At 69.9% G+C, this 20,617-nt stretch carries 18 protein-coding genes; 12 read left to right on the forward strand and 6 right to left on the reverse strand.

Translation table 11 applies throughout. From position 1 onward, the window contains the following. Window positions 1-33 precede the first annotated feature (33 nt). The 3 genes from OG496_RS06210 to OG496_RS06220 all read right to left on the reverse strand — a co-directional run bounded on the left by OG496_RS06210 (window position 34) and on the right by OG496_RS06220 (window position 4,284). Window positions 34-2,295 carry a tetratricopeptide repeat protein gene (locus tag OG496_RS06210; RefSeq protein ID WP_405969923.1) on the reverse strand — a complete coding sequence of 754 codons (2,262 nt, stop codon included), beginning with the start codon at window positions 2,293-2,295 and terminating at the stop codon, window positions 34-36. Window positions 2,296-2,562: 267 nt separating this feature from the next. Next, complete coding sequence (locus tag OG496_RS06215; RefSeq protein WP_405969924.1) at window positions 2,563-3,741, reverse strand: acyl-CoA dehydrogenase family protein; 1,179 nt, start codon at window positions 3,739-3,741, stop codon at window positions 2,563-2,565. A 177-nt stretch (window positions 3,742-3,918) separates the two neighbouring features. Further along, entirely contained in the window at window positions 3,919-4,284 is a 366-nt protein-coding gene (locus OG496_RS06220) for a ferredoxin (RefSeq protein ID WP_366492938.1), read from the reverse strand. A gap of 169 nt (window positions 4,285-4,453) precedes the next feature. Here OG496_RS06220 and ppk2 point away from each other — a divergent pair, with 169 nt between their 5' ends. From ppk2 to OG496_RS06250, 6 genes are all read left to right on the forward strand, one after another. Next, window positions 4,454-5,257: a polyphosphate kinase 2 gene (ppk2, locus tag OG496_RS06225; protein WP_366492225.1), complete on the forward strand. Its 804-nt coding sequence runs from the start codon at window positions 4,454-4,456 to the stop codon at window positions 5,255-5,257. 22 nt (window positions 5,258-5,279) lie between these two features. After that, window positions 5,280-7,040, forward strand: coding sequence for a SulP family inorganic anion transporter (locus OG496_RS06230; protein ID WP_405969925.1), 1,761 nt, complete (start codon window positions 5,280-5,282; stop codon window positions 7,038-7,040). A gap of 282 nt (window positions 7,041-7,322) precedes the next feature. After that, complete coding sequence (locus OG496_RS06235; RefSeq protein WP_405969926.1) at window positions 7,323-8,174, forward strand: alpha/beta fold hydrolase; 852 nt, start codon at window positions 7,323-7,325, stop codon at window positions 8,172-8,174. A 139-nt stretch (window positions 8,175-8,313) separates the two neighbouring features. Then, window positions 8,314-8,841 (forward strand): GNAT family N-acetyltransferase, encoded by a 528-nt coding sequence (locus tag OG496_RS06240; RefSeq protein ID WP_405969927.1) that lies wholly within the window; start codon window positions 8,314-8,316, stop codon window positions 8,839-8,841. A gap of 150 nt (window positions 8,842-8,991) precedes the next feature. After that, window positions 8,992-9,525: a GNAT family N-acetyltransferase gene (locus OG496_RS06245; RefSeq protein ID WP_405969928.1), complete on the forward strand. Its 534-nt coding sequence runs from the start codon at window positions 8,992-8,994 to the stop codon at window positions 9,523-9,525. A 230-nt stretch (window positions 9,526-9,755) separates the two neighbouring features. After that, the gene (locus OG496_RS06250; protein WP_405969929.1) at window positions 9,756-10,415 is read left to right on the forward strand and encodes an MSMEG_1061 family FMN-dependent PPOX-type flavoprotein; all 660 of its coding nucleotides are present in this window, start codon (window positions 9,756-9,758) and stop codon (window positions 10,413-10,415) included. A gap of 51 nt (window positions 10,416-10,466) precedes the next feature. On the opposite strand, the gene OG496_RS06255 is transcribed toward OG496_RS06250, so the two are convergent. The 3 genes from OG496_RS06255 to OG496_RS06265 form a co-directional block, all read right to left on the reverse strand. Next, window positions 10,467-12,023 (reverse strand): oxidoreductase, encoded by a 1,557-nt coding sequence (locus OG496_RS06255; protein WP_405969930.1) that lies wholly within the window; start codon window positions 12,021-12,023, stop codon window positions 10,467-10,469. Window positions 12,024-12,228: 205 nt separating this feature from the next. Then, entirely contained in the window at window positions 12,229-12,951 is a 723-nt protein-coding gene (locus OG496_RS06260) for a dienelactone hydrolase family protein (RefSeq protein WP_405969931.1), read from the reverse strand. A 279-nt stretch (window positions 12,952-13,230) separates the two neighbouring features. Further along, on the reverse strand, window positions 13,231-13,962 hold the full coding sequence (locus OG496_RS06265; protein ID WP_405969932.1) for an MgtC/SapB family protein: 732 nt from the start codon (window positions 13,960-13,962) through the stop codon (window positions 13,231-13,233). A gap of 179 nt (window positions 13,963-14,141) precedes the next feature. Between OG496_RS06265 and OG496_RS06270 the strand changes: the two genes are divergently transcribed. The 6 genes from OG496_RS06270 to OG496_RS06295 all read left to right on the forward strand — a co-directional run bounded on the left by OG496_RS06270 (window position 14,142) and on the right by OG496_RS06295 (window position 20,459). Beyond that, entirely contained in the window at window positions 14,142-14,714 is a 573-nt protein-coding gene (locus OG496_RS06270) for a dihydrofolate reductase family protein (RefSeq protein WP_399388790.1), read from the forward strand. A gap of 206 nt (window positions 14,715-14,920) precedes the next feature. Beyond that, a complete protein-coding gene (locus OG496_RS06275) occupies window positions 14,921-17,656 on the forward strand; it encodes a ricin-type beta-trefoil lectin domain protein (RefSeq protein WP_405969933.1) in 2,736 nt (911 codons plus the stop codon). A gap of 123 nt (window positions 17,657-17,779) precedes the next feature. Continuing rightward, window positions 17,780-18,235 (forward strand): RpiB/LacA/LacB family sugar-phosphate isomerase, encoded by a 456-nt coding sequence (locus OG496_RS06280; RefSeq protein ID WP_366492214.1) that lies wholly within the window; start codon window positions 17,780-17,782, stop codon window positions 18,233-18,235. Window positions 18,236-18,380: 145 nt separating this feature from the next. Beyond that, complete coding sequence (locus OG496_RS06285; RefSeq protein ID WP_405969934.1) at window positions 18,381-19,781, forward strand: hypothetical protein; 1,401 nt, start codon at window positions 18,381-18,383, stop codon at window positions 19,779-19,781. Window positions 19,782-19,888: 107 nt separating this feature from the next. After that, a complete protein-coding gene (locus OG496_RS06290; RefSeq protein ID WP_366492937.1) occupies window positions 19,889-20,059 on the forward strand; it encodes a hydrophobic protein in 171 nt (56 codons plus the stop codon). A 49-nt stretch (window positions 20,060-20,108) separates the two neighbouring features. Then, the gene (locus OG496_RS06295) at window positions 20,109-20,459 is read left to right on the forward strand and encodes a PRC-barrel domain containing protein (protein WP_366492212.1); all 351 of its coding nucleotides are present in this window, start codon (window positions 20,109-20,111) and stop codon (window positions 20,457-20,459) included. Window positions 20,460-20,617 lie beyond the last annotated feature (158 nt).

Below are 20,617 nucleotides of genomic sequence, written 5' to 3' on the forward strand. Positions count from 1 at the left end.
CGCGTCCGCCGTCCGGAGTTGGCGGCGCGGCTCTCAGTGCCCGCCGGCCGCCCGCCCCTGCCTGAGTGCCGCCACCCGGCGGTACAGCTCGACCGCCTCGGCGTTGCGGCCGAGTTGTTCCAGGCAGTGGGCCTCGTCGTTGCGGCTGGCGAGGGTGTCGGGGTGGTCCGGGCCCAGGACGCGCTCGCGGGCGGCGGCGACCCGGCGGTACTCGGTGAGGGCGTCGGCCCAGCGGCCCAGCCAGCCCAGGCCCACGGCGACCTCGCGGCGGCTGACCAGGGTGTCGGTGTGGTCGGCACCGAGGACGCGCTCACGGATGGCGCACACGTCGCGGGACTCGGCGAGGGCCTCCTCCCAGCGGCCGAGGCGCCCGAGGTTGACGCCGAGGCCGTGGCGGGCGCGGAGGGTCTCGGGGTGGGCGGGGCCGTGGACGCGGGTGCGGTCGTCGATCAGGTCGCGGTACAGCTTGAGGGCGTCGGCGCTGCGGCCGAGCCGGCCGAGGCTGATGCCGATCTCGTAGCGGGCGGCGAGCGTGTCGGCGTGATCGGGGCCGAGTGCTTGCGCACGTGCCTCGGCGACCTCGCCGTAGGTCTGCAGGGCCTCGGGCCAGCGGCCCAACTGGCCCAGCGCGTAGGCGACTTCATAGCGGGTGACCAGGGTGTCGGGGTGGCCGGGGCCCAGCACGCGGGCGCGGGCGGCGGCGACCTCGCAGGCCATGCGGTACGAGTCCTCCAGGCGGCCGAGCCGGCTGAGGTTGAAGGCGAGGTTGTGGCGGCAGCGCAGGGTGTCCGGGTGGTCCGGGCCCATGGTGCGTTCCCGGGCGGCGAGTACGGACGTGTACACCTGGTGGGCGTCGAAGTGGCGGCCCAACTGGCCCAGGACGTACGCCATTTCCTGCCGGGCGGCGAGCGTGTCGGCGTGGTCGGCTCCCAACTCCCGTTCCCTGGCGCGGGCGACGTGCGTGTACTCGTGCAGGGCGTCGGCGGCGCGGCCGGTGCGGCTGAGGGTGAAGCCGAGTTCGTAGCGGCTGGCGAGAGTGTCGGGGTGGTCCGGGCCCAGCAGGTGCCGGCGTTCGGCGGCGACCGCGCGGTGCACCTCGCCGGCCTCCGCCCAGCGGCCCAACCTCCCAAGACTGAGGCCCGCGTTGTGGCGTCCGGCCAGGGCGTTGAGGGTCTCTGCAGACGGCGCGGACGGTGACTCCGGCGCGGGTTCCTCGGCGTGGCCGGTGGTCGGGCGGGCGATCCACTCGCCGGTGAGTCCGGCTCCGGCGTCCGGCGGGGTGGTGCGCAGTCCGGCGCCGGTCGCCTTGTGCCCGGTGGTCATCCCGCGCGTCCAGGACGGCAGGCGCGCTTCACGGGAGACCGGCTCGGACGCCGGTTCCGACACCGCTTCGGACGGGCGCAGTTGAAGCTGCGGGGTCACAACGGTCGGTACGTACAGGGGCGTCGTACGGCCCATGGTGATCCGGCGCCCCAACTCGCGGGCATCATGCGGACGTTGCTCCGGGAGCTTGGCCAGCAGGTCGAGGATGACCTTCTCCAGGTACTCGGGCACTTCGGGGCGCTCGGCGCGCGGCGGGCGGGGCGGGGTGTCGCGGTGGCCGATGAGGATCGCCCAGGCGTCACCGAGGTCGAACGGCGGTGCCCCGGTGGCGAGTTCGTACAGCACGCAGCCGAAGGAGTAGAGGTCGCTGCGCTGGTCGACCTCGGTGCCGCTGATCTGTTCCGGCGACATGTAGTGCGGGGTGCCCATCGCGATGCCGGTGCCGGTCAGCCGGGAGGTGAAACCGATGTCGGCGCCGAGACGCGCGATGCCGAAGTCGCAGATCTTCACCGTGCCGTCGGTCAGCCGCATGATGTTCGCGGGCTTCAAGTCCCGGTGCACGATGCCCTGTTGGTGGCAGTAGGCGAGGGCGGAGGCGACCTGGTCGGCGATCTCGACGACGTCACCGACGGGCAGCGGCCGCTGCTCGTTGTCCTCCAGTAGCTGGCTGAGATTGCGGCCGTCGAGCAGCTCCATCACGAGGTAGAGGACGCCGTCGGCTTCGCCGAAGTCGTGGACCACGGTCACCCCGCGGTGCTGCAACGCGGCGGCCACCCGGGCCTCCCGCCGGAACCGCTCACGCAGGACGCGGGTGAACGACTGGTCGTGGTGCGGGTTCAGCGGCTTGAGGCACTTCACGGCGACATGCCGCCCCAGCGACTCGTCCCGCGCACGCCACACCTCGCCCATGCCGCCGCGCCCGATCAGTTCGAGCAGGCGGTAGCGACCCTGGATCAGTCTGCTGTCCCCCATCTCCCGCGTTCGCCCCCGTCGGTGTTCGTCCCGCCCTCCCCTGGCTCGTCCAGTATGGCGAGCGATCGTCCGACTTTGTACGGGGGCATGCGCGAGCAGAGCCGGTACGGGGGCGATTTGTCCGGACCCGGGGGTCGGTCCGCCGTAGAGCCGATGGGCGTACGACGGCAGGGTGGCGTACGACGAGTGCGCCACGCGCCGCCGGAGCGCCTCGCGCGCGGGGACGACGACGGGGCGTTCCCGTGGGGCGAAGCGGCGCACCCAGGGCTAACGCCGCACCCTCGGCATCCCCAGCCCGATCCACGAGATGATCTCCCGCTGGATCTCGTTGTTGCCGCCGCCGAAGGTGAAGATGACGGCGGAGCGGTAGCCGCGCTCCAACTCACCGTGCAGGACGACGCCCGCGGAGCCCTCCTTCAGCGCGCCGGCCGCGGCGACGATCTCCATGAGCCAGGCGTACGCGTCGCGGCGGGCCTCGGAGCCGTAGACCTTGACGGCGGAGGCGTCCTGGGGGGTGAGGGTGCCTTCCTGGACGGCGTTCACCATCTGCCAGTTGAGGAGTTTCATCGCGTCGAGCCGCGCGTGGGTGCGGGCGAGGAGGCGGCGGACCCAGGGGAGGTCGACGACGCGGCGGCCGTCGGCGAGTTTGGTCTCCATGGCCCAGTGCTGGACGTCGTGCAGGGCGCGGATCGCCATGGTGCCGTGGGCGGCGAGGGTGACGCGTTCGTGGTTGAGCTGGTTGGTGATCAGGCGCCAGCCCTGGTTCTCCTTGCCGACGCGGCGGGTGACGGGGACGCGGATGTTCTCGTAGTAGCTGGCGGTGGTGTCGTGCGAGGCGAGGGTGTTGATCACCGTGCAGGAGTAGCCGGGGTCGGTGGTCGGGACCAGGAGCATGGTGATGCCCTTGTGCGGCGGGGCGTCCGGGCCGGTGCGGACGGCGAGCCAGACCCAGTCGGCGGTGTCGCCGTTCGTCGTCCAGATCTTCTGGCCGTCGACGACGTACTCGTCGCCGTCACGGACCGCGCGCGTCTTGAGCGCCGCGAGGTCCGTGCCGGCCTCGGGCTCGCTGTAGCCGATCGCGAAGTCGATCTCGCCGGCGAGGATCTTGGGGAGGAAGTACGCCTTCTGCTCATCGGTGCCGAACTGCATGATCGTCGGGCCGACGGTGTTCAGCGCCATCAGCGGCAGCGGTACGCCCGCCTGCGCGGCCTCGTCGAAGAAGATGAACTGCTCCATCGGCGACAGCCCGCGCCCGCCGTACTCCTCGGGCCAGCCGACGCCGAGCCAGCCGTCGGTGCCGAGCCGGTGGATGGTCTCGCGGTAGAAGCGCTTCTGGGCGGCCGGGTCGTCGTAGCGCGAGTAGGCGTGGTCGGGCACCAACTCGGCGAAGTAGGCGCGCAGTTCGGTACGCAGCCGCTGCTGCTCGGGCGTGTATTCGAGATGCACGGCGCCTCCAGGCTCCCCAAGGCCGGTCCTGACGGCGCACACCGTAGAACGTGTTCCAGAAATAGGGAATGGCGAGGCGGCAATGCCCCTGAAGGAAGCGGCGACGTCCCTGAAGAGGCCGTAGGCGCGCGCCGGTTCAGCGTGGCCATGGGCTTCAGGTCGGCACGGCCGCGGACTTCAGTTCAGCGTGGCCATGAACTCCGTGCACGCCCGCGCGCAGTTCCGGCACGCCTCCGCGTCCGCCTCGGCGCCCGGCTGCGCGTCGAGGACCTGCGCGCACTCCAGGCAGACGAGCAGGCACCACTTGGCCTGGAGGCGCAGGGCGGACTCGTCCTGGAGGTTCTGCTCGGCCAGCATCCGGCAGGTCGCGTCGCACACCTCCGCGCACAGCAGCGCCTTGCGTCGTACGAGTGCCTCGTGGTCGGTGGCGTCCGGATCGGAGCGGCTGACGCGCAGCACGCAGGCCCGCGCACACTCGGTGCAGGCCTGTGCGCAGGCGAAGCGGTCCTCCAGAAACCGGACGAGCTCCTGTTGCGTGGTCATGGCTGTCACACAGTCCGGGTTGCCGCTGCCGTCCGGCGCAAACCCGGCGGAGCAGGCATCCGGAGCAGGCATCCGGGGTGCGCGCTCCCCCGCCGGTCAGTACGGTGCTGTCCAGGTGTTCGACCTTGGACACGAGGAACCGCGCACGTCATCGAGGGGTTGAGGCGGCATGGCCGGCAAGAAGGCGGCAAAGCTGCCGCGCGAGAAGTACGAGACCGAACTGCTGCGCCTGCAGACGGAGTTGGTGAAGCTCCAGGAGTGGGTGCGGGCCGAGGGCACCCGTCTGGTCGTGGTCTTCGAGGGCCGGGACGCGGCGGGCAAGGGCGGCACCATCAAGCGCGTCTCCGAGCACCTCAACCCGCGTGTCGCCCGGATCGCCGCGCTGCCGAAGCCGACCGACCGCCAGCGCACCCAGTGGTACTTCCAGCGGTACGTCGAGCATCTGCCGGCCGCCGGCGAGATCGTCCTGTTCGACCGCAGCTGGTACAACCGGGCCGGCGTCGAGAAGGTGATGGGCTTCTGCACCAAGGAGGAGTACCAGCTCTTCCTGCGCCAGTGCCCCATCTTCGAGCGGATGCTCGTGGAGGACGGGATCGTGCTGCGCAAGTACTGGTTCTCGGTGAGCGACGACGTCCAGGAGGAACGCTTCCGCCGCCGCCTGGACGATCCGCTGCGCCGCTGGAAGCTGTCGCCGATGGACCTGGAGTCCCTCACCCACTGGGAGGCGTACTCCCGGGCGAAGGACGAGATGCTGGTGCACACCGACATCTCGGAGGCCCCCTGGTACGTCGTGGAGAGCGACGACAAGCGCCGGGCCCGCCTGAACATGATCGCCCACCTGCTCGGCTCCCTCCCCTATCACGAGGTGTCGCCGCCGGTCCTCGAACTCCCGCCCCGCCCGCCGTCCACCGGCTACGAGCGCCCGCCGCGCGATCTGCAGACCTTCGTCCCGGACCACGCGGCGAGCCTCTGAGCGGGGCGGGTCGAGGAGCACCATGTCCCCCAGCCCGGGCGGGCACGTCCTGAAGTGGCGGCGCCTGACGCCCGGAATCGCCGCGCTGGCCGGATACCGGCGCGCGTGGCTGCGCGGCGATCTGCTGGCCGGAGTCACGGTCGCCGCGTACCTCGTCCCGCAGGTGATGGCCTACGCCGGGGTGGCCGGCCTCCCGCCGGTCACGGGCCTGTGGGCGATCCTGCCCGCGCTCGCCCTGTACGCCGTACTGGGCTCGTCCCGGCTCCTCTCGGTCGGCCCCGAGTCGACGACCGCGCTGATGACGGCGACGGTCGTAGGTCCGCTCGCCGCAGGCGACCCGGCCCGCTACGCCACCCTCGCCGCCGCCCTCGCGGTGACGGTCGGCCTGCTCTGCCTCGTCGCATGGGCGGTACGGCTCGGCTTCGTCGCCGATCTCCTCTCCCGCCCGGTCCTGATCGGCTACTTGGCGGGCGTGGCCCTGATCATGATCGTGGACCAACTCCCCAAGCTCACCGGGGTGTCGACGACAGGCACGGCGTTCTTCCCCCAACTCTGGTCGTTCCTACGGCACTTGGGTCAACTCCACACGCCCACACTTCTGTTCGCCGCCGTCACGCTCGCGTTCCTGTTCACGGTGGCGCGGCTGTCCCGGATGGTGCCCGGCCCGCTGCTGGCCGTGGTGCTGGGCACGGCGGCCGTGTCCGTCCTCGACCTCGACGACCGCTACGGCATCAAGGTGATCGGCCACGTCCCGGCGGGACTTCCCACGATCGGCCTGCCCGACCTCACCCAACTCCCCCACCTGGTACTGCCCGCGCTCGGCGTCCTGCTCGTCGCCTACACGGACTTCATCCTCACCGCCCGCGCCTTCACCGGCGGCGAGGAGGACGACGGTCCCGGTCTGGACGCCGACCAGGAGTTCCTGGCGCTGGGCGCGGCCAATCTCGGCGCCGGCGTACTCCACGGCTTCCCGGTGAGCAGCAGCGCCAGCCGCACCGCGCTCGCCTCCTCGGCGGGCGCCCGCAGCCAGGCGTACTCACTGATCGCCGGAGCGCTCGTCCTCTCGGTCCTCCTCTTCCTGAGCCCCCTGCTCACCCGCACCCCCTCGGCGGTCCTCGGCGCCCTCGTCGTCTACGCCGCCGTCCGCATGATCGACCTCACCGGCTTCCACCGCCTGGCCACCTTCCGCCGCCGCGAACTCCTCCTGGCCCTGGGCTGTTTGAGCGGAGTGCTGGCCCTGGACATCCTCTACGGCGTGATCGTCGCCGTGGGCCTTTCGGTGGCCGAACTCCTCACCCGGGTGGCCCGTCCACACGACGCCGTCGAGGGCCTGGTCCCCGGTGTGGCCGGCATGCACGACGTGGACGACTATCCGCAGGCCCGCACGATCCCCGGCCTGCTCGTCTACCGCTACGACTCACCGCTCTTCTTCGCCAACGCGGAGAACTTCCGCCGCCGCGCCCTGGCCGCCGTGGCCCAACAGGCCACCCCTGTCCGCTGGTTCGTCCTCAACGCCGAGGCCAATGTCGAGGTCGACATCACCGCCCTGGACGCGGTCGACGAACTCCGCCGCGAACTCACCCACCGGGGCGTCGTGTTCGCCCTCGCCCGGGTCAAACAGGACCTCCTGGACGACCTGCAGGCGTACGGCCTGGTGGACTCGGTCGGCACGGACCACATCTTCCCGACCTTGCCCACGGCTGTGGCCGCGTATCGGGAGTGGAGCGGTGTGCCCGGTGAGGGGGCGGGGCGGGGCGACCCGGCTCCAGGTGTGGGCGGTTGACGTGGCCGTGGCCGCAGGGGGAGTCCCAGCCGCTGCTGAAGGCGACTGCCGAGCCGCCGAGCCCGGCATCTAGGTCACATTGCCGATGCCACCGCAAAAGCGCTCCTCATAGGGTCCATGACATGCCACACCGATGAAGCCGCCCGTGCGCGGCTGAGCCCGCCGACCGAGCCGAACTCCTGACGGCACCTGTTCAGTTGGCGCCCGCCGCCCTCGCACAGCAGCTCAGCGGCGAGCGCTTCTCAGACCTGTTCCTCCACATCCCCATGCCTGAGGAGTCCCATGAGTTCCGATGTTTCCCGCCGCAAGGTGCTGGCCGCCGGAGCGGCGCTGGCCGGGTCGGCAGCGCTGATAGCCGGTTCAGAAGGAACGGCCGGCGCGGCGACAGCCCCGGCCGCCACCGGTGAGGAGAAGTCGAAGGTGAAGCCCACGATCGTCTTGGTGCACGGCGGCTACGCCGACTCGTCCTGCTGGAACGCCACCATCGGGGAGTTGCAGGACAAGGGCTACACCACGATCGCGGGGTCGAACCCGCTGCGAGGCATCCCGACCGACGCCCCGTACATCGCGAGCCTGCTGGGCTCCATCAGCGGACCGGTCGTGCTGGTCGCCCACTCCATGGGCGGCACGGTCATCACGAACGCCGCCGCCGGGAAGAGCAACGTCAAGGCACTGGTCTACATCGCCGCGTTCGTACCCGACGTCGGCGAGACGCAGGGCGAGCTCATCACCAAGTTCCCCGGCAGCGAGGTCGGGCCGGTGAGCGTCCCGGTCCCGTACACGAAGGCCGACGGCACGACCGGCACCGATCTCTACCTGAGCAAGGACGGCCACGCGGCCTTCGCCGCCGACATCTCCACCACCGACTTCCGCATCCTGCAGGCCACCCAGCGGCCGTTCGACGCCGATTCCTTCGTCTTCCCGACCACGGCCGCGGCCTGGAAGACGATTCCGGTGTGGGGCCTGGTCGCCGGCCAGGACAAGGCGATCCCGCCGGCCTGCGAGCGCTGGATGTACAGCCGTGCGAACGCGCGCAAAGTCGTCGAAGTGCCGCGCTCGTCCCACGTCGCGATGATCAGCCACCCCAAGACCGTCGCCAAGCTCATCACGGACGCCGCCAAGGCGGTCAGCTGACACTCGCGACCAGTGCCCCGGTCCACCGCCAGGGACCGGGGCGCGCTGCCACCCTCCTACTGCCTCGATCTGGAGGCGGCGCGAGCACCCTCGCCTAGGCTGGCCGCTTCATCCGAAGCACCACGACGAGGATCAGGCCATGCACAGCAGCACCAGGATCCGCCTGATCGAGCCCGCCGACGCCACGCCGATCGCCACGCACCGGGCACGGGACCTCGAAGCTTTCCGGCCGTGGGAACCGGCCCAGCCCGCCGACTTCTTCACCCCGGAGGGCCAGGCGGAACGGATCGACAGGCTGCTGGCCGGATACCGGGCCGGTTCGGTCTGGCCGGGTGTGGTACTTGCCGACGACCAGGTGGTCGGGCAGGTCACCGTCGGAGGCATCCTGCCGCAGCCGCACCTGCGCCGCGGTTCCGTCGGTTACTGGATCGCGAGCGTCGCCCAGAATCAGGGGCACGCCGGGAACGCCCTCGGGCTCGCACTCCGGGTGATGACCGACGAACTCGGGCTGCACCGCGCCGAGGCATCCACCCAGCTGGAGAATCTGCCGTCGCAACGAGTGCTGCGCCGCAACGGGTTCAGCCCGTACGGCGTCGCGCACTCCTCGATCCTCCTCGACGGGAGCTGGCGGGACGGGCTGCTGTGGGAGCGGGTGCTCGGCGACTGACGGACTGACCCGCGGTTGGTCTTGCCGTCGAGGTGCCAGCCGGATGTCTCGTCACGAGGATCGCGGCAGGTCCTCCGCCACGAGTCGCGCCTGGCCGCCGATGGGGGCCAGGCAAGGAACCGTCGAGTGAGTACGGGCGTCCAGAGGGGCATGCATCAAGGTTTCCGACTGCGTGAGGCGACCGCCGAGGACGGCGACATCCTTGCCGACGTGCACACCCGGACCCGGACCGCGTACTACACCGCGGGCGGCATGACCGAGGAGCAACTCGCCGACCCGAGTGCACGGGAGCAACGGCGTGATGCCTGGGCGCGGGTGCTGGCCACGTCGTCGCGCACCACGCTGGTCGCGGAAGACGCGAACGGGACAGTCGTCGGGCTGCTCACTGCCGGGCCACCGCACCACGAAGACCTGGACGCCTCGACCTCCTACGAGCTGTACCAGATCGGTGTGCTGCCGCACGCCTGGGGGCGCGGGGTGGGCGGGGCCCTGCACCGGGAGTTCGTCACGCTGGCCGCGGCCGCCGGCTGCGCCGAGGGCGTGCTGGAGTGCTGGACGTCCAACGCCCGTGCGCAGGGCTTCTACGCCCGAAACGGCTGGCGGCCGGACGGAGCGCGCCGTCCGGGACCGGTGGACCATGACTACGTCCGGCTGCGACTGAAGCTCGTACCGCACAGTTCCTGAACGGCAGCCGGCTGCCGGGACGCTCGGGGACGTCGGACCCACGGACCGCCCGCAGCGGCCGAACTTCCCGGATCGTCCGGTCGCTCGTGGCGGACCTCACCTCGTAGAGCACGCCCAACGCCTCAGGGGTGAGCCCGGTCCGCAGATGGACCAGCCTCACCGGGAGCCGGCCGGTGAAGACCAGTCACCGACCAAGGTCACTCGCAGGTCGGCTCGTTAGGCTCGGAGGCATGACCTCACCTCTTGTCGGCAGTGCATTCGACTCGCTCCGCCTGGACGCCGTGCGCGACCAGGAGGCGCTGCGCCAGGTCTACGAACTCCCGCGTGACACGGCCATGCGGAAGCAGATGACCGAACTCACCGAGCAGACCCGACAGTTGATCGGCTGCTCATCGCTGGTCCTGGTCGCCAGCGCGGACGCCGAGGGCAACTGTGACGTCTCCCCTCGCGGCGGCCCCGCCGGGTTCGTCGCCGTCCTGGACGCACGGACGGTGGCGATTCCGGACGCGACCGGCAACAAGCGTCTGGACACCCTCCAGAACGTCGTCGCCACCGGACGGGCCGGGCTGCTGTTCGTCATCCCGGGACGCACCACGACGCTCAGGGTGAACGGCCGCGCCTGCATCTCCACCCACCCGGAACTGCTGTCACAGCTGACCGCCGTAGGCAAGCCACCGGCCAGTGCACTGGTCCTGGGAATCGAGGAGGTCTACCCACACTGCCCCAAGGCCCTCCTGCGCAGCGCGGCCTGGAGACCGGAGCAGTGGCTGCCCGCCGACGCCCAGCCGACCTCCGCCGAGGTGACACTGGCCCAACTCCGGATGCCGGACCTGACGATCGCCGACATCGAGCAGTCGGAGGCGGACTCGCTGAAGTACCGGTACGAGTAACGGGCCCCCGGGGTCCGAAAGGACCGTACTGATCACGGCCCCAGACAGGGCCTAGTTTTTCTGCAGGGCGCGGGTGACACCCGCGATGACGGCGGTCGTCAGCACCCAGCCGAAGGCGATCAGCAGGTAGGCCAGCCACTGGAGACCGCCGTTCGACCAGTACCAGGCCGTGCGCTGGCCCAGGCCGCCGATGGGGATCAAGAGGTCGAGCGTGTAGACGAGGGGCTGGAACGGGGCGCCTTCGCCTCGTTGGACCGGAGTGGGGGCGTGTGTGCTGAAGGACAGCGTGCCCAGCAAGGTCAGCGCGAGGAGCCAGACGCCGGCCAGCCACGGGCGGTAGCCGTAGCCGACCGTCACGTCGAGCAGGTGCCCCCACACGCGTGCGAGCCGGGGCAGAGTCTGACGCCGATGTCGCTGCCTGGCCAGCAGGACGCGGCGGGCCTCGTCGTCGTGACCGGCCTGCCGGTACCAGCTCGCCAACTGTTCGTAGGGCTGCGGGTTGTAGCCGGGGCAGCGTCGTATCCACGCCACTCGGGAGGCCACGGAGTTCCGCCGGCCCACTGCCTCCCGGCGCCCGCCCGCCTCGTCCGCCTTGATGGAGCCGTAGACGAAGCCCTCCAACTCCACCACGTCCGGCCAGCTCTGCTCACTGTCGTGGAGGTAGGTCACCTGCGCGCCCCGTAGATCCACCGTGCCGGACGGCGGCTGGGCCAGCGTGAGGTTGACGTCGACGGCCTGCATGAGTCGGCAGGTCAGGGCGGGGCCGTCACCGCCGGGTGGGCCGTTCAGGACGGCTCCTGCGAAGCTCAGGCTGTCCGAGATCTGGGTGCGCCTCAGGTGCACGGTCCCGTTCGCGGTGAATCCGTCGGAGAAATCGAGCCTTGAGGCCACGGCGTTGTTCATCGCGAGCGCCACTCCGCCTGGGCCGGGGTCTTCCAGCTGCGCCCCCTGCATGAACAGCCCGCGCGGCAACTGCGCGCCCATCAGCCGGACTTGTCCTCGCGCGACGAAACCGCCCCCGCAGAAAACGCCCCCTTCCATGAGCAGTCCACCGGCGGCCACGGCCCATCCTCCCGGCGCGCTGATGTGGGCCCCGTTCAGGAGCATGCCGCCGGTCACTCGGGCGTCGCTCAGCGACAAGGCGGTGCTCACGTGGTTGAAGGGCGAGGAGGCGAGGCTTTCCACGACGGAGCCCCGCAGGTCGAGGTTTCCCTCGATGCGGGCCGAGTCGGCTTCGATGCCGGGCACCCGGCTGTCCGTGATCACGAGTGTCTGCGACGACGCTCCGAGAAGGTTCACCGACTCCTCGAACCAGCAGCCCTCCAGCCAGAGGGCGTGAGCGATCTGCGCCCCGGCCAGGTTGAGATGTCCGGATATCCGCGCCCCGGACAGCCTCAGACACGCCACGGCGCCCGATTGCACCGTGTTCGCACCCAGCAGGAGCGCCACGATCACCGTGGCCCGGACTGTCCGCCCGGGACCCCACTGCCCACCGTCGAGGGCACGGTCGTCCTCCGGCACACCCGTGCGGAGGTCCACGCGCCGTCCCTCCGGGAACGCGTCCCACAGCTCACGCTCCGGTGGGGTCAACTCGCCGTATGAGAGCACCAGTTCAGAGTAGTGATCTTCCTCCGCGCCCGCCTCACTGCATAGGACACAGTCTGACGAGCACCCCACGGCATGACCCCACCCGATCGCGGCGCCGCCGACCGAGCGCCGCCCCGACCGCCGGTACCGCACTGTCCAGTACCACCACGACCGGGGCGATCGCACATCTACACCTGCTGCCGACCCGTCGGCCGACAGCCCGCCCTCACTTCAAGTGCCGCCCGAAGAACCGGTCCCCGTCCTCCCGCTCGAACCACGGGGTACCGGTGTGCCCGCCCAGATTCGCGTGCAGCGTCTTCTCCTTGGTGCCGAAGGCGTCGAACAGGTCCAGGGCCCGCTGCCGGGGGTTCCCCTCGTCGTCCCACTGCAGCAGGAACAGCAGCGGAACGGTGACCTGCGGGGCCTCCTCGCGCTGGGCGCGGGGCACGTAACCCCCGGCGAAGAAACCGGCGGCCGCGATGCGCGGCTCGACCACCGCCAGTCGGATGCCGAGGGCGGTCCACCCCGAGTACCCGACCGGGCCACCGATCTCGGGCAGTGCGAGGAAGGCATCCAGAGCCAACTGCCATTCCGGGGCCGCCTTTTCGACCAGCGGGCCGACGAAGGACTCGAAGATCTCGTCGACCGGCTCGCCGGCCCACATCGCCCGGCGGAGGTCGGCGCGGGCCTGTTCGTCGGCGGCGGAACGGGGCCGGTCACCGCACCCGGCGGCGTCGATGGTGGCCACCGCGTAGCCGGCCGCCGCGGACAGCCGGGCCCGGGCAACCAGCCGGGGTTCCGCCTTGGGCAGGCCGTTGTTGTGGGCCATGAGAATCAGCGGGGCCGGTGCGACGGATTCAGGGGTCCACAGGGTGCCGGGGATCTCGCCGAGGGTGAATTCGCGTTCGAGGACGCCGTCGTCGAGGTGGCGCTCGGAAGTGACATGCATGGTCGTGCCTTTCGGGAGAGCAGCTTTACGGCGCTCCCGGACGACCTATCGCCCGACCGTGACCCCGGAGGAGAGCACCCACGTCGATTCTGCGTTCACGGGTACCACCTCCTCGTTCTCTCGCACGGCCTCCCGGAAAGTAGCAGTGGTCGCCGTGCTCGGCCAACGGGTTTTCGCGAAGGCCCCCGAGCCGGACACCGCCTCACCAGACGAGATGCCGCCCCACCACCGAATACCGGCCCACCCCATACGATCCGGTCCTACTCCTCCGATCCGGTCCTACTCCTCATCACCGGCAGCCGTCAGCTCGACCTCCGTCACACCGTCGTTCTGGAACAGCTCGGACGTCAACTGACCGGCGTCGGCCGCACCTTCCAGCCGCAACAGCACCCGCGCGGCCGGATCGGCCCGCTCGGGCAACCGGTCGACCTTGACCTCCTGGATGCGGAAACCCCTGCGCGTGCAGGTCTCCATCAACCGCGGCAGCAGCGCCGTACCGGTCCGGTAGGTCAGCCGTACCTCGAACGACCCCGCCTCGGCGCCGGGCATCATGCGCGCGAAGAGCAACGGATATCCGCGTACGACGAGGAAGTGCACCGCGGTCGTGGCCAGCGCGAGGATCGGCAGGCCGCCGCCGCAGGCCATGCCGACCGCGCAGGTGAGCCAGATGGTGGCGGCGGTCGTCAGACCCCGTACCGCGTCCCGGCGTACGAAGATCAGGCCGCCGCCGATGAAACCGATCCCGGAGACGATCTGGGCCGCCACGCGGGACGGGTCGAAGGAGACGTTGTCCAGGCCGAGGACATTCGTGAAGCCGTGCTGGGAGACCTCCATCATCAGCGCGCCGGCGATGCCGACCAGGGTGTGCGTGCGCAGCCCGGCGCTCTTCTGCTGGGCTGCCCGTTCCCAGCCGATCAGGGTCGACAGCAGCAACGCCAGCCCCAGTTCGGCGAGTTGGCGCAGTCCCTGCCCATTGCTCACGTCCCACAACGGGACCGCCAGTCCGGCCACCCCGCACCTCCCTTCCCCTCCGGCTCCATGCCCGACAGAGCCCCTACCCGGATGGACGGGACCATGCCCACCCGACAGCTCCCCTTCCGACAACTTCCCCCTCCTTGACAATTTTATTTGTCGGTTGGATCCTGGAGCGACCAGCACACGCACGCACACCGACCACCCGAGGACCCACGATGCGCACCCTGATCAGCACCGCCTTCATCTCCCTCGACGGCGTCATGGAGGCCCCGGGCGGCGAACCCGGCTACCGCAACTCCGGATGGACCTTCAAGGAGGTCGAGTTCCTGCCCGAGTCGTTCGACATCAAGGGGCGGGAGCAGCTGGAGTCCGCCGCGATGCTGATGGGCCGGGCCAGCTACGAGGCGTTCAGTCCGGTGTGGCCGGACATGGACGAGTTCGCGCACTACAAGACGCTGCCGAAGTACGTCGTCTCCACCACCCTCACCGACGACAGGCTCGTGTCGAACTGGGGCGAGACCACGATCCTGCGCGACCTCGACGAGGTCGCCGCCCTGAAGGAGACCGAGGGCGGCCCGATCATCGTGCACGGCAGCGCCGCCCTCAACCACGGCCTCGCGGACGCCGGCCTGGTCGACCGCTACCACCTGCTCGTCTTCCCGCTGCTGCTCGGCGCCGGAAAGCGCCTGTTCCCCGCCTCCGACAAGGACACCCAGAAGCTGAAGCTCGTCGAGCACGCCGTGTACGCCAACGGACTGCAGCTGAACGTCCTCGACGTCGTGCGCTGACCACGCCTCGACCGCAGCGCACCTCAACAGGTGTAGACCCTTGACTCCGATTCAACACAACTCCACACTGTCGCCCAAACCTCCACGGACAGTCAGGACGGCGCCCGCCCGCTCCTGAGAGCGCTCTCCGGGACTGTCCTCACCCCCCTCTGGAGAAGGACGACACTGTGCGAAGAGCCTTGAGATGCCTTCTGCCCTTATGGGTCATGGCCCTGGTCGCCGCCCTCTGTTCGGTCGGTGCGCCACCGGCCCAGGCGGCAGTCGCGGCCACCTCGATCACCGTGGACGGTGGCCAGAGCGGCCGGACGTTCGACGGGATCGGCGCGATCAGCGGCGGCGGGGGCAACTCCCGGCTGCTGCGCGACTATCCGGCCGCCCAGCAGGCGCAGATCCTGGACTACCTGTTCAAGCCGGGCTACGGCGCGAACCTCCATTTGCTCAAACTGGAGATCGGCGGAGACGCCAACTCCACCGACGGCTCGGAACCGTCCATCGAGCACACCAAGGGACAGATCAACTGCGACGCCGGCTACGAGTTCTGGCTCGCCGAACAGGCCAGGGCCCGTAACCCGGACATCAAGTTGTACGGTCTGGCCTGGGCCGCCCCCGGCTGGATCAGCGGCGGGTTCTGGTCCACCGACACCATCAACTACCTGATCTCCTGGCTGGGTTGTGCCAAGCAGCACGGTCTGCCGATCAGTTACCTCGGCGGCTGGAACGAGCGGGGCCACGACGTCAACTGGTACATCCAGTTGCGATCGGCGCTCGACAGTGCCGGATACGGTGCCGTGCAGATCGTCGGCGACGACTCGGGCTGGAGCGTCGCGGAGGACATGGCGAACAACGCGTCGTTCAACGATGCCGTGTCGGTCATCGGCGCACACTACCCCTGTGCGGGCGGTGACGGCGGCAGCGCGGACACCTGCTCCAGCACCACCACGGCGAAGAACAACGGCAAACCGCTGTGGGCGTCGGAGAACGGCTCGCTGGACATGGACGCCGGAGCACCCGCACTGATCCGCTCCATCGTGCGCGGCTACGTGGACGCGCGCATGACGGCGTATCTCAACTGGCCGCTGGTCGCGGCCATTTACCCCAACCTGCCCTACGGCACGGTCGGCCTGGCCGCCGCCAACTCGCCGTGGTCCGGGAACTACTCGATCGGCGAGAACACCTGGGCGACCGCGCAGGTCACCCAATTCGCCCAGCCGGGCTGGAAGTTCATCGACTCCGCGTCGGGCTATCTCGGAGGTACCGAGTCCAACGGCACGTACGCGACCCTGAAGTCGCCGAACGGCTCCGACTACTCCACGGTTCTGGAGACCACGACCGCCACGGCGGCGCAGACGGTCAACGTCCAGGTGCAGGGCGGTCTTTCGACCGGTGCGGTGCACGTCTGGGCGACCCGGGTCAACGACCCCAGCCCGTCGACCGACTTCACGCACACGCAGGACGTCACCCCGACCGCCGGCTCGTACTCGCTGACGCTCCAGCCGGGTTGGATCTACACGGTCACCACGACCACCGGCCAGGGCAAGGGCACCGCCACCGCGCCCGCCGCGCACGCCCTCGCGCTGCCGTACGGCGACACGTTCGACAACGATGTCTCCGGCACCGAGGCGACGTATCTGTCCGACATGCAGGGCTCGTTCGAGGCGCGCCCGTGCGCGGACGGCCGTAGCGGAGAGTGTGTGCAGCAGGTGACGCCGGTCAAGCCGATCGAGTGGCAGGACGACTCCGACGCCTTCTCGCTGCTCGGCGATCCGACGTGGTCCGACTACACCGTCAAGGCCGACGTGGACCTCCAACAGGCCGGTACGGCCGAGCTGTTGGGCCGGGCCAACACCCAGAACCGCCCGCAGAGTCACCAGGCGGCCTACCTGCTCCGGGTCAGCGACACGGGTGCCTGGTCCATCGTCAGGAGTTCGGCGGCGGGCACCCTGACGACGCTGGCCTCCGGGACCCGGGCGGCGCTCGGCACGCACGCGTGGCACACGCTCGCTCTCGGCTTCTCCGGCGACCGGATCACCGCCACCGCGGACGGCGTCAACCTCGGCTCCACCGACGACAGTTCATACTCCGCGGGCCAGATCGGTGTCGGCGTGGTGGGCTACCAGACCGACCAGTTCGACAACCTGTCCGTCACCGCCAACCCGCCGGGCGACCACGGCGGCATCCTCAAGGGCCGTCAGTCCGGCCTGTGCGCGGACGTCCCCGGCGCGAGCCGGACCAACGGCGTCCAACTCGCCCTCTGGGACTGCAACGGCGCCGCCAACCAGTCCTGGACCCTGACACCCGCCGGCCAACTCACCGTCTACGGCGGCGCGAAGTGCCTGGACGCCAAGGGCAGCGGCACGGCCGACGGCACCCCGGCGCAGATCTACGACTGCAACAACTCCGCGGCCCAGAAGTGGACCGTGAACAGCGACGGCACGGTGGTCAACCCCAACTCGGGCAAGTGCCTGGACGCCACGGCCGGAGCCACCGCCCCGGGCACCCTGTTGGAGCTCTGGACCTGCACCGGCGGCACCAACCAGAGCTGGCTGCGCGGCGCGGTCGCGGCACCCCTCAAGGGCCAGGAGTCCGGCCGCTGCATCGACGTCCCCGGCGCGAACCGGACCAACGGCACCCAGCCCGCCCTCTGGGACTGCAACGGCGGTACGAACCAGACCTGGACGTCCACGACCACCAACCAACTGACGGTCTACGACTCCAAGTGCCTTGAGGTCACGGGCGGCGCCACCGCCGACGGCAGCCCGGTGGAGATCTGGGACTGCGGCAGTTCCGCGGCCCAGCAGTGGCGGGTACGTTCCGACGGCAGTGTCGTCAACGCCGGCTCCGGCAAGTGCCTGGACGCGGTCGGCCACGGCACGGCCGACAGCACGGCACTGGAGATCTGGACCTGCACGGGCGGCGCCAACCAGATCTGGCGCCGGTCCTAGCATCGCGGGCTGCCGCCGGGTCGTGGACGGGTACGACCTCTCCTGCCAACGGCCCGGCGGCAACCCCACCACACACAGGTTCCGAGCTGGCACTTCGCTGATCCGCTGAGTAGCCTCCGGGGCATGCGGATCTCTGTTTCCTCGGACATGGACGAAACCGTGGCGCGTTCCCTCGTCGCGGAGTTGCGCGGCCGGGGGCACGAGGTGGTGACGCACGGGGCGTTGCGTCCAGGGGACGACCCGCAGTGGGCGGTCTGCTCGGAGGCGGCGGCCCGCGAGGTCGCGACCGGGGCGTCGGACCAGGCGGTCGTGTGCTGCTGGACCGGTACGGGCGCGTCGATCGCCGCGAACAAGGTGCCGGGCGTACGGGCGGCCCTGTGCACGGACGCGTACACGGCGGACGGCGCCCGCCGCTGGAACGACGCCAACGTCCTGGCCCTCAGCCTGCGGCTGACGTCCGAGCCCCTGCTCAAGGAGATCCTCGACGCCTGGTTCACCGCGGAGGCGAGCGAGGACGCCGACGACCGGGAGAACGTGTCCCGCATCGGGCAGCTCGACCTGAACAGGCCTGCCTCATAGGGGAGTTCGAGCGGACGGGGCTCGCCTCTCGCTACGCGAAAATCTCATGCGTGGACCTGTGTCACCCCATACGATCCCCCTCGCCGCCCGTACACCAGTGCGTATCCAGGCACCGTGGCACGGGCATCCAAACGGGAGGGATCACTTGACCACGTCCTTCGGCGCGCGCCCGCGTGCCGTCCTCGCTTCTGTCGGAACCCTCGGCCTGGCGCTGGCCGCCGCCGTGTCGCCCGCGAGCGCGGCCGACGCGACACCCGTCACACCGACCCAGCTGTTCAACGGCTACCAGAGCTGCTCGACCGACTCGGACCGGCCCACCTACCTCTGGGCCGGCAACGGCCTCACCGTCGAGGGCATTCCAGCGACCACCGACGCGACCAGCAACTCCCTGGTGACCGTGCAGTACCAGGTCTGGCCGGTCGCCGACCCGACGCACACCACGACGGTCACCCGCCCCTACGCCCTCCCCGGATCCGAGGCCGCCGCCAACCTGCCCGCCGACGCGCTCCCCGACGGGCAGACCTACGCGTGGCGGGCACAGACCGTGGCCGGGGGCGCGGCATCGGACTGGTCCGCTCCTTGTTACATCGCGATCGACAACACGCGGCCGGCGACCACTCCCGGCATCTCCTCGCCCAACTACCCGCAGGGCGCGCGGAATCAGGGCGGAAGTCCGGTCGAGTTCACTCTGAACGCCAACGGCGACGAGGATGTCACCGGGTTCGAGTACTCCTGGCAGCAGGACCTCCCGATCGCCGGTTACGCGAACATCGGCGAGCACGGCGTCCCGCAGTTCGTCGACCCGTACGCCGACGCGAGATACTTCACCCGCGCCGATGCCCCGGGCGGTTCGGCCACGATCAGTCTCCTCCCACCGAGCGGCTCCTCAGGTCCGATGACCCTGTGGGTGCGCGGCCTCGACCGGGCCTACAACGGATCGGCGATCACCAGCTACTCGTTCTTCCTCGACTCCACGGCGCCCACCGTCACCCCGGCCGTCGCATCGCCCGTGTTCGACAAGCCGACCACCTTCACCTTCCAGCCCAACGCAGGCCTCCAGTCGACGAGTCCGGTCGTCAGCTATTCCGTGGAGATCGTCGGCGGTCAGGGCGGCGACAGGACCATCGACGTCGCGGCGGGGCCGGACGGCACAGCGAGCACCAAGCTCACCCTGGACGGAATCTACGGCGAGTCCCTCCGGGTGAGCAGCAGGAGCGCGAACGGCTGGGTCAGCGACGCGGCTTTCTGGAGCATCACCTACGACACCACGCCCACCGTCGCTTCGGACGTCTACCCCGAGAACGCTTCCGGCGGCGGCGCCGGCGTCCCCGGCACCTTCACGCTCAGTCCGAAGGTGAAGGGCGTCGCGAGCTACACGTACTCCGTCAACGGGGACCCCGAAGTCACGGTCGCCGCGGGCGCGCACCACTCCGCGAGCGTCGACTGGACCCCGGCCGCGGCCGGCGACTACAACCTCACGGTCTACGCGACGACCCGCTCCGGCATCCAACTGGCGCCCTACTACTACTCCTTCACCGTGAACTGAACCGCGTGACGGTCACGCCCGAGCCACCGGTCGGTCCGGTTCTTCATTTCCTCCGGGCGCATGATTCATTTCCGGTGGGGCACTCGGATGCCTGGAGGTCGATACATATGTTTCCCCTGATCCTTGTTCTTCTCCTGGCACTGCTTCTTTTCGGTGCGGGATTCGCCATCAAAATTCTTTGGTGGGTCGCAATCGTCGTTCTCGTCCTGTGGCTGCTGGGATTCGTCGCCCGTTCGCCGGGTTCCAGTGGTAGTCGAGGACGTTGGTACCGCTGGTAGGAGATAAATCACCGATCTCGAAATCCACCCACCATTAAGCGAGGTTTACATGGCGGACAACATGTGGGACTACCAGGCCGAGTCGGGCCACCGGACCGGTACGGATCTGACCGGATTCAAGGTCGAGGCGAGTGACGGCTCGATCGGCAAGGTGGACAAGCACTCCGAGGACGTCGGGGCCATGTACATCGTCGTCGACACCGGTGTGTGGATCTTCGGCAAGCACGTACTGCTGCCGGTCGGGACGATCGCGTCCATCGACGTCGCGGAGCGGACGATCCACGTCGGCCGGACGAAGGAAGAGATCAAGAACTCCCCGGAGTTCGACAAGGACAAGCACCCCGGTGACGCCGGCTACCACGAGCAGGTCGGCGGCTACTACGGGAACCCCCGCGCCTGATCGGCATGTCGCGGCTGGACAGGGTGGTGGGCACCGGCAGTTCTTCCGGTGCCCACCACCCTGTCGCGCTACCCCCGTAGACTGCCGGGGCGGTGACCGCCGTCCTCCTTGTTGCCGCGCTCCGTGGACATGTCCTGGCCCGGCCCGACAAGGATCGA

Origin of the sequence: Streptomyces sp. NBC_00988, from assembly GCF_045162645.1 — a bacterium.
Taxonomy (GTDB): Bacteria; Actinomycetota; Actinomycetes; order Streptomycetales; family Streptomycetaceae; genus Streptomyces.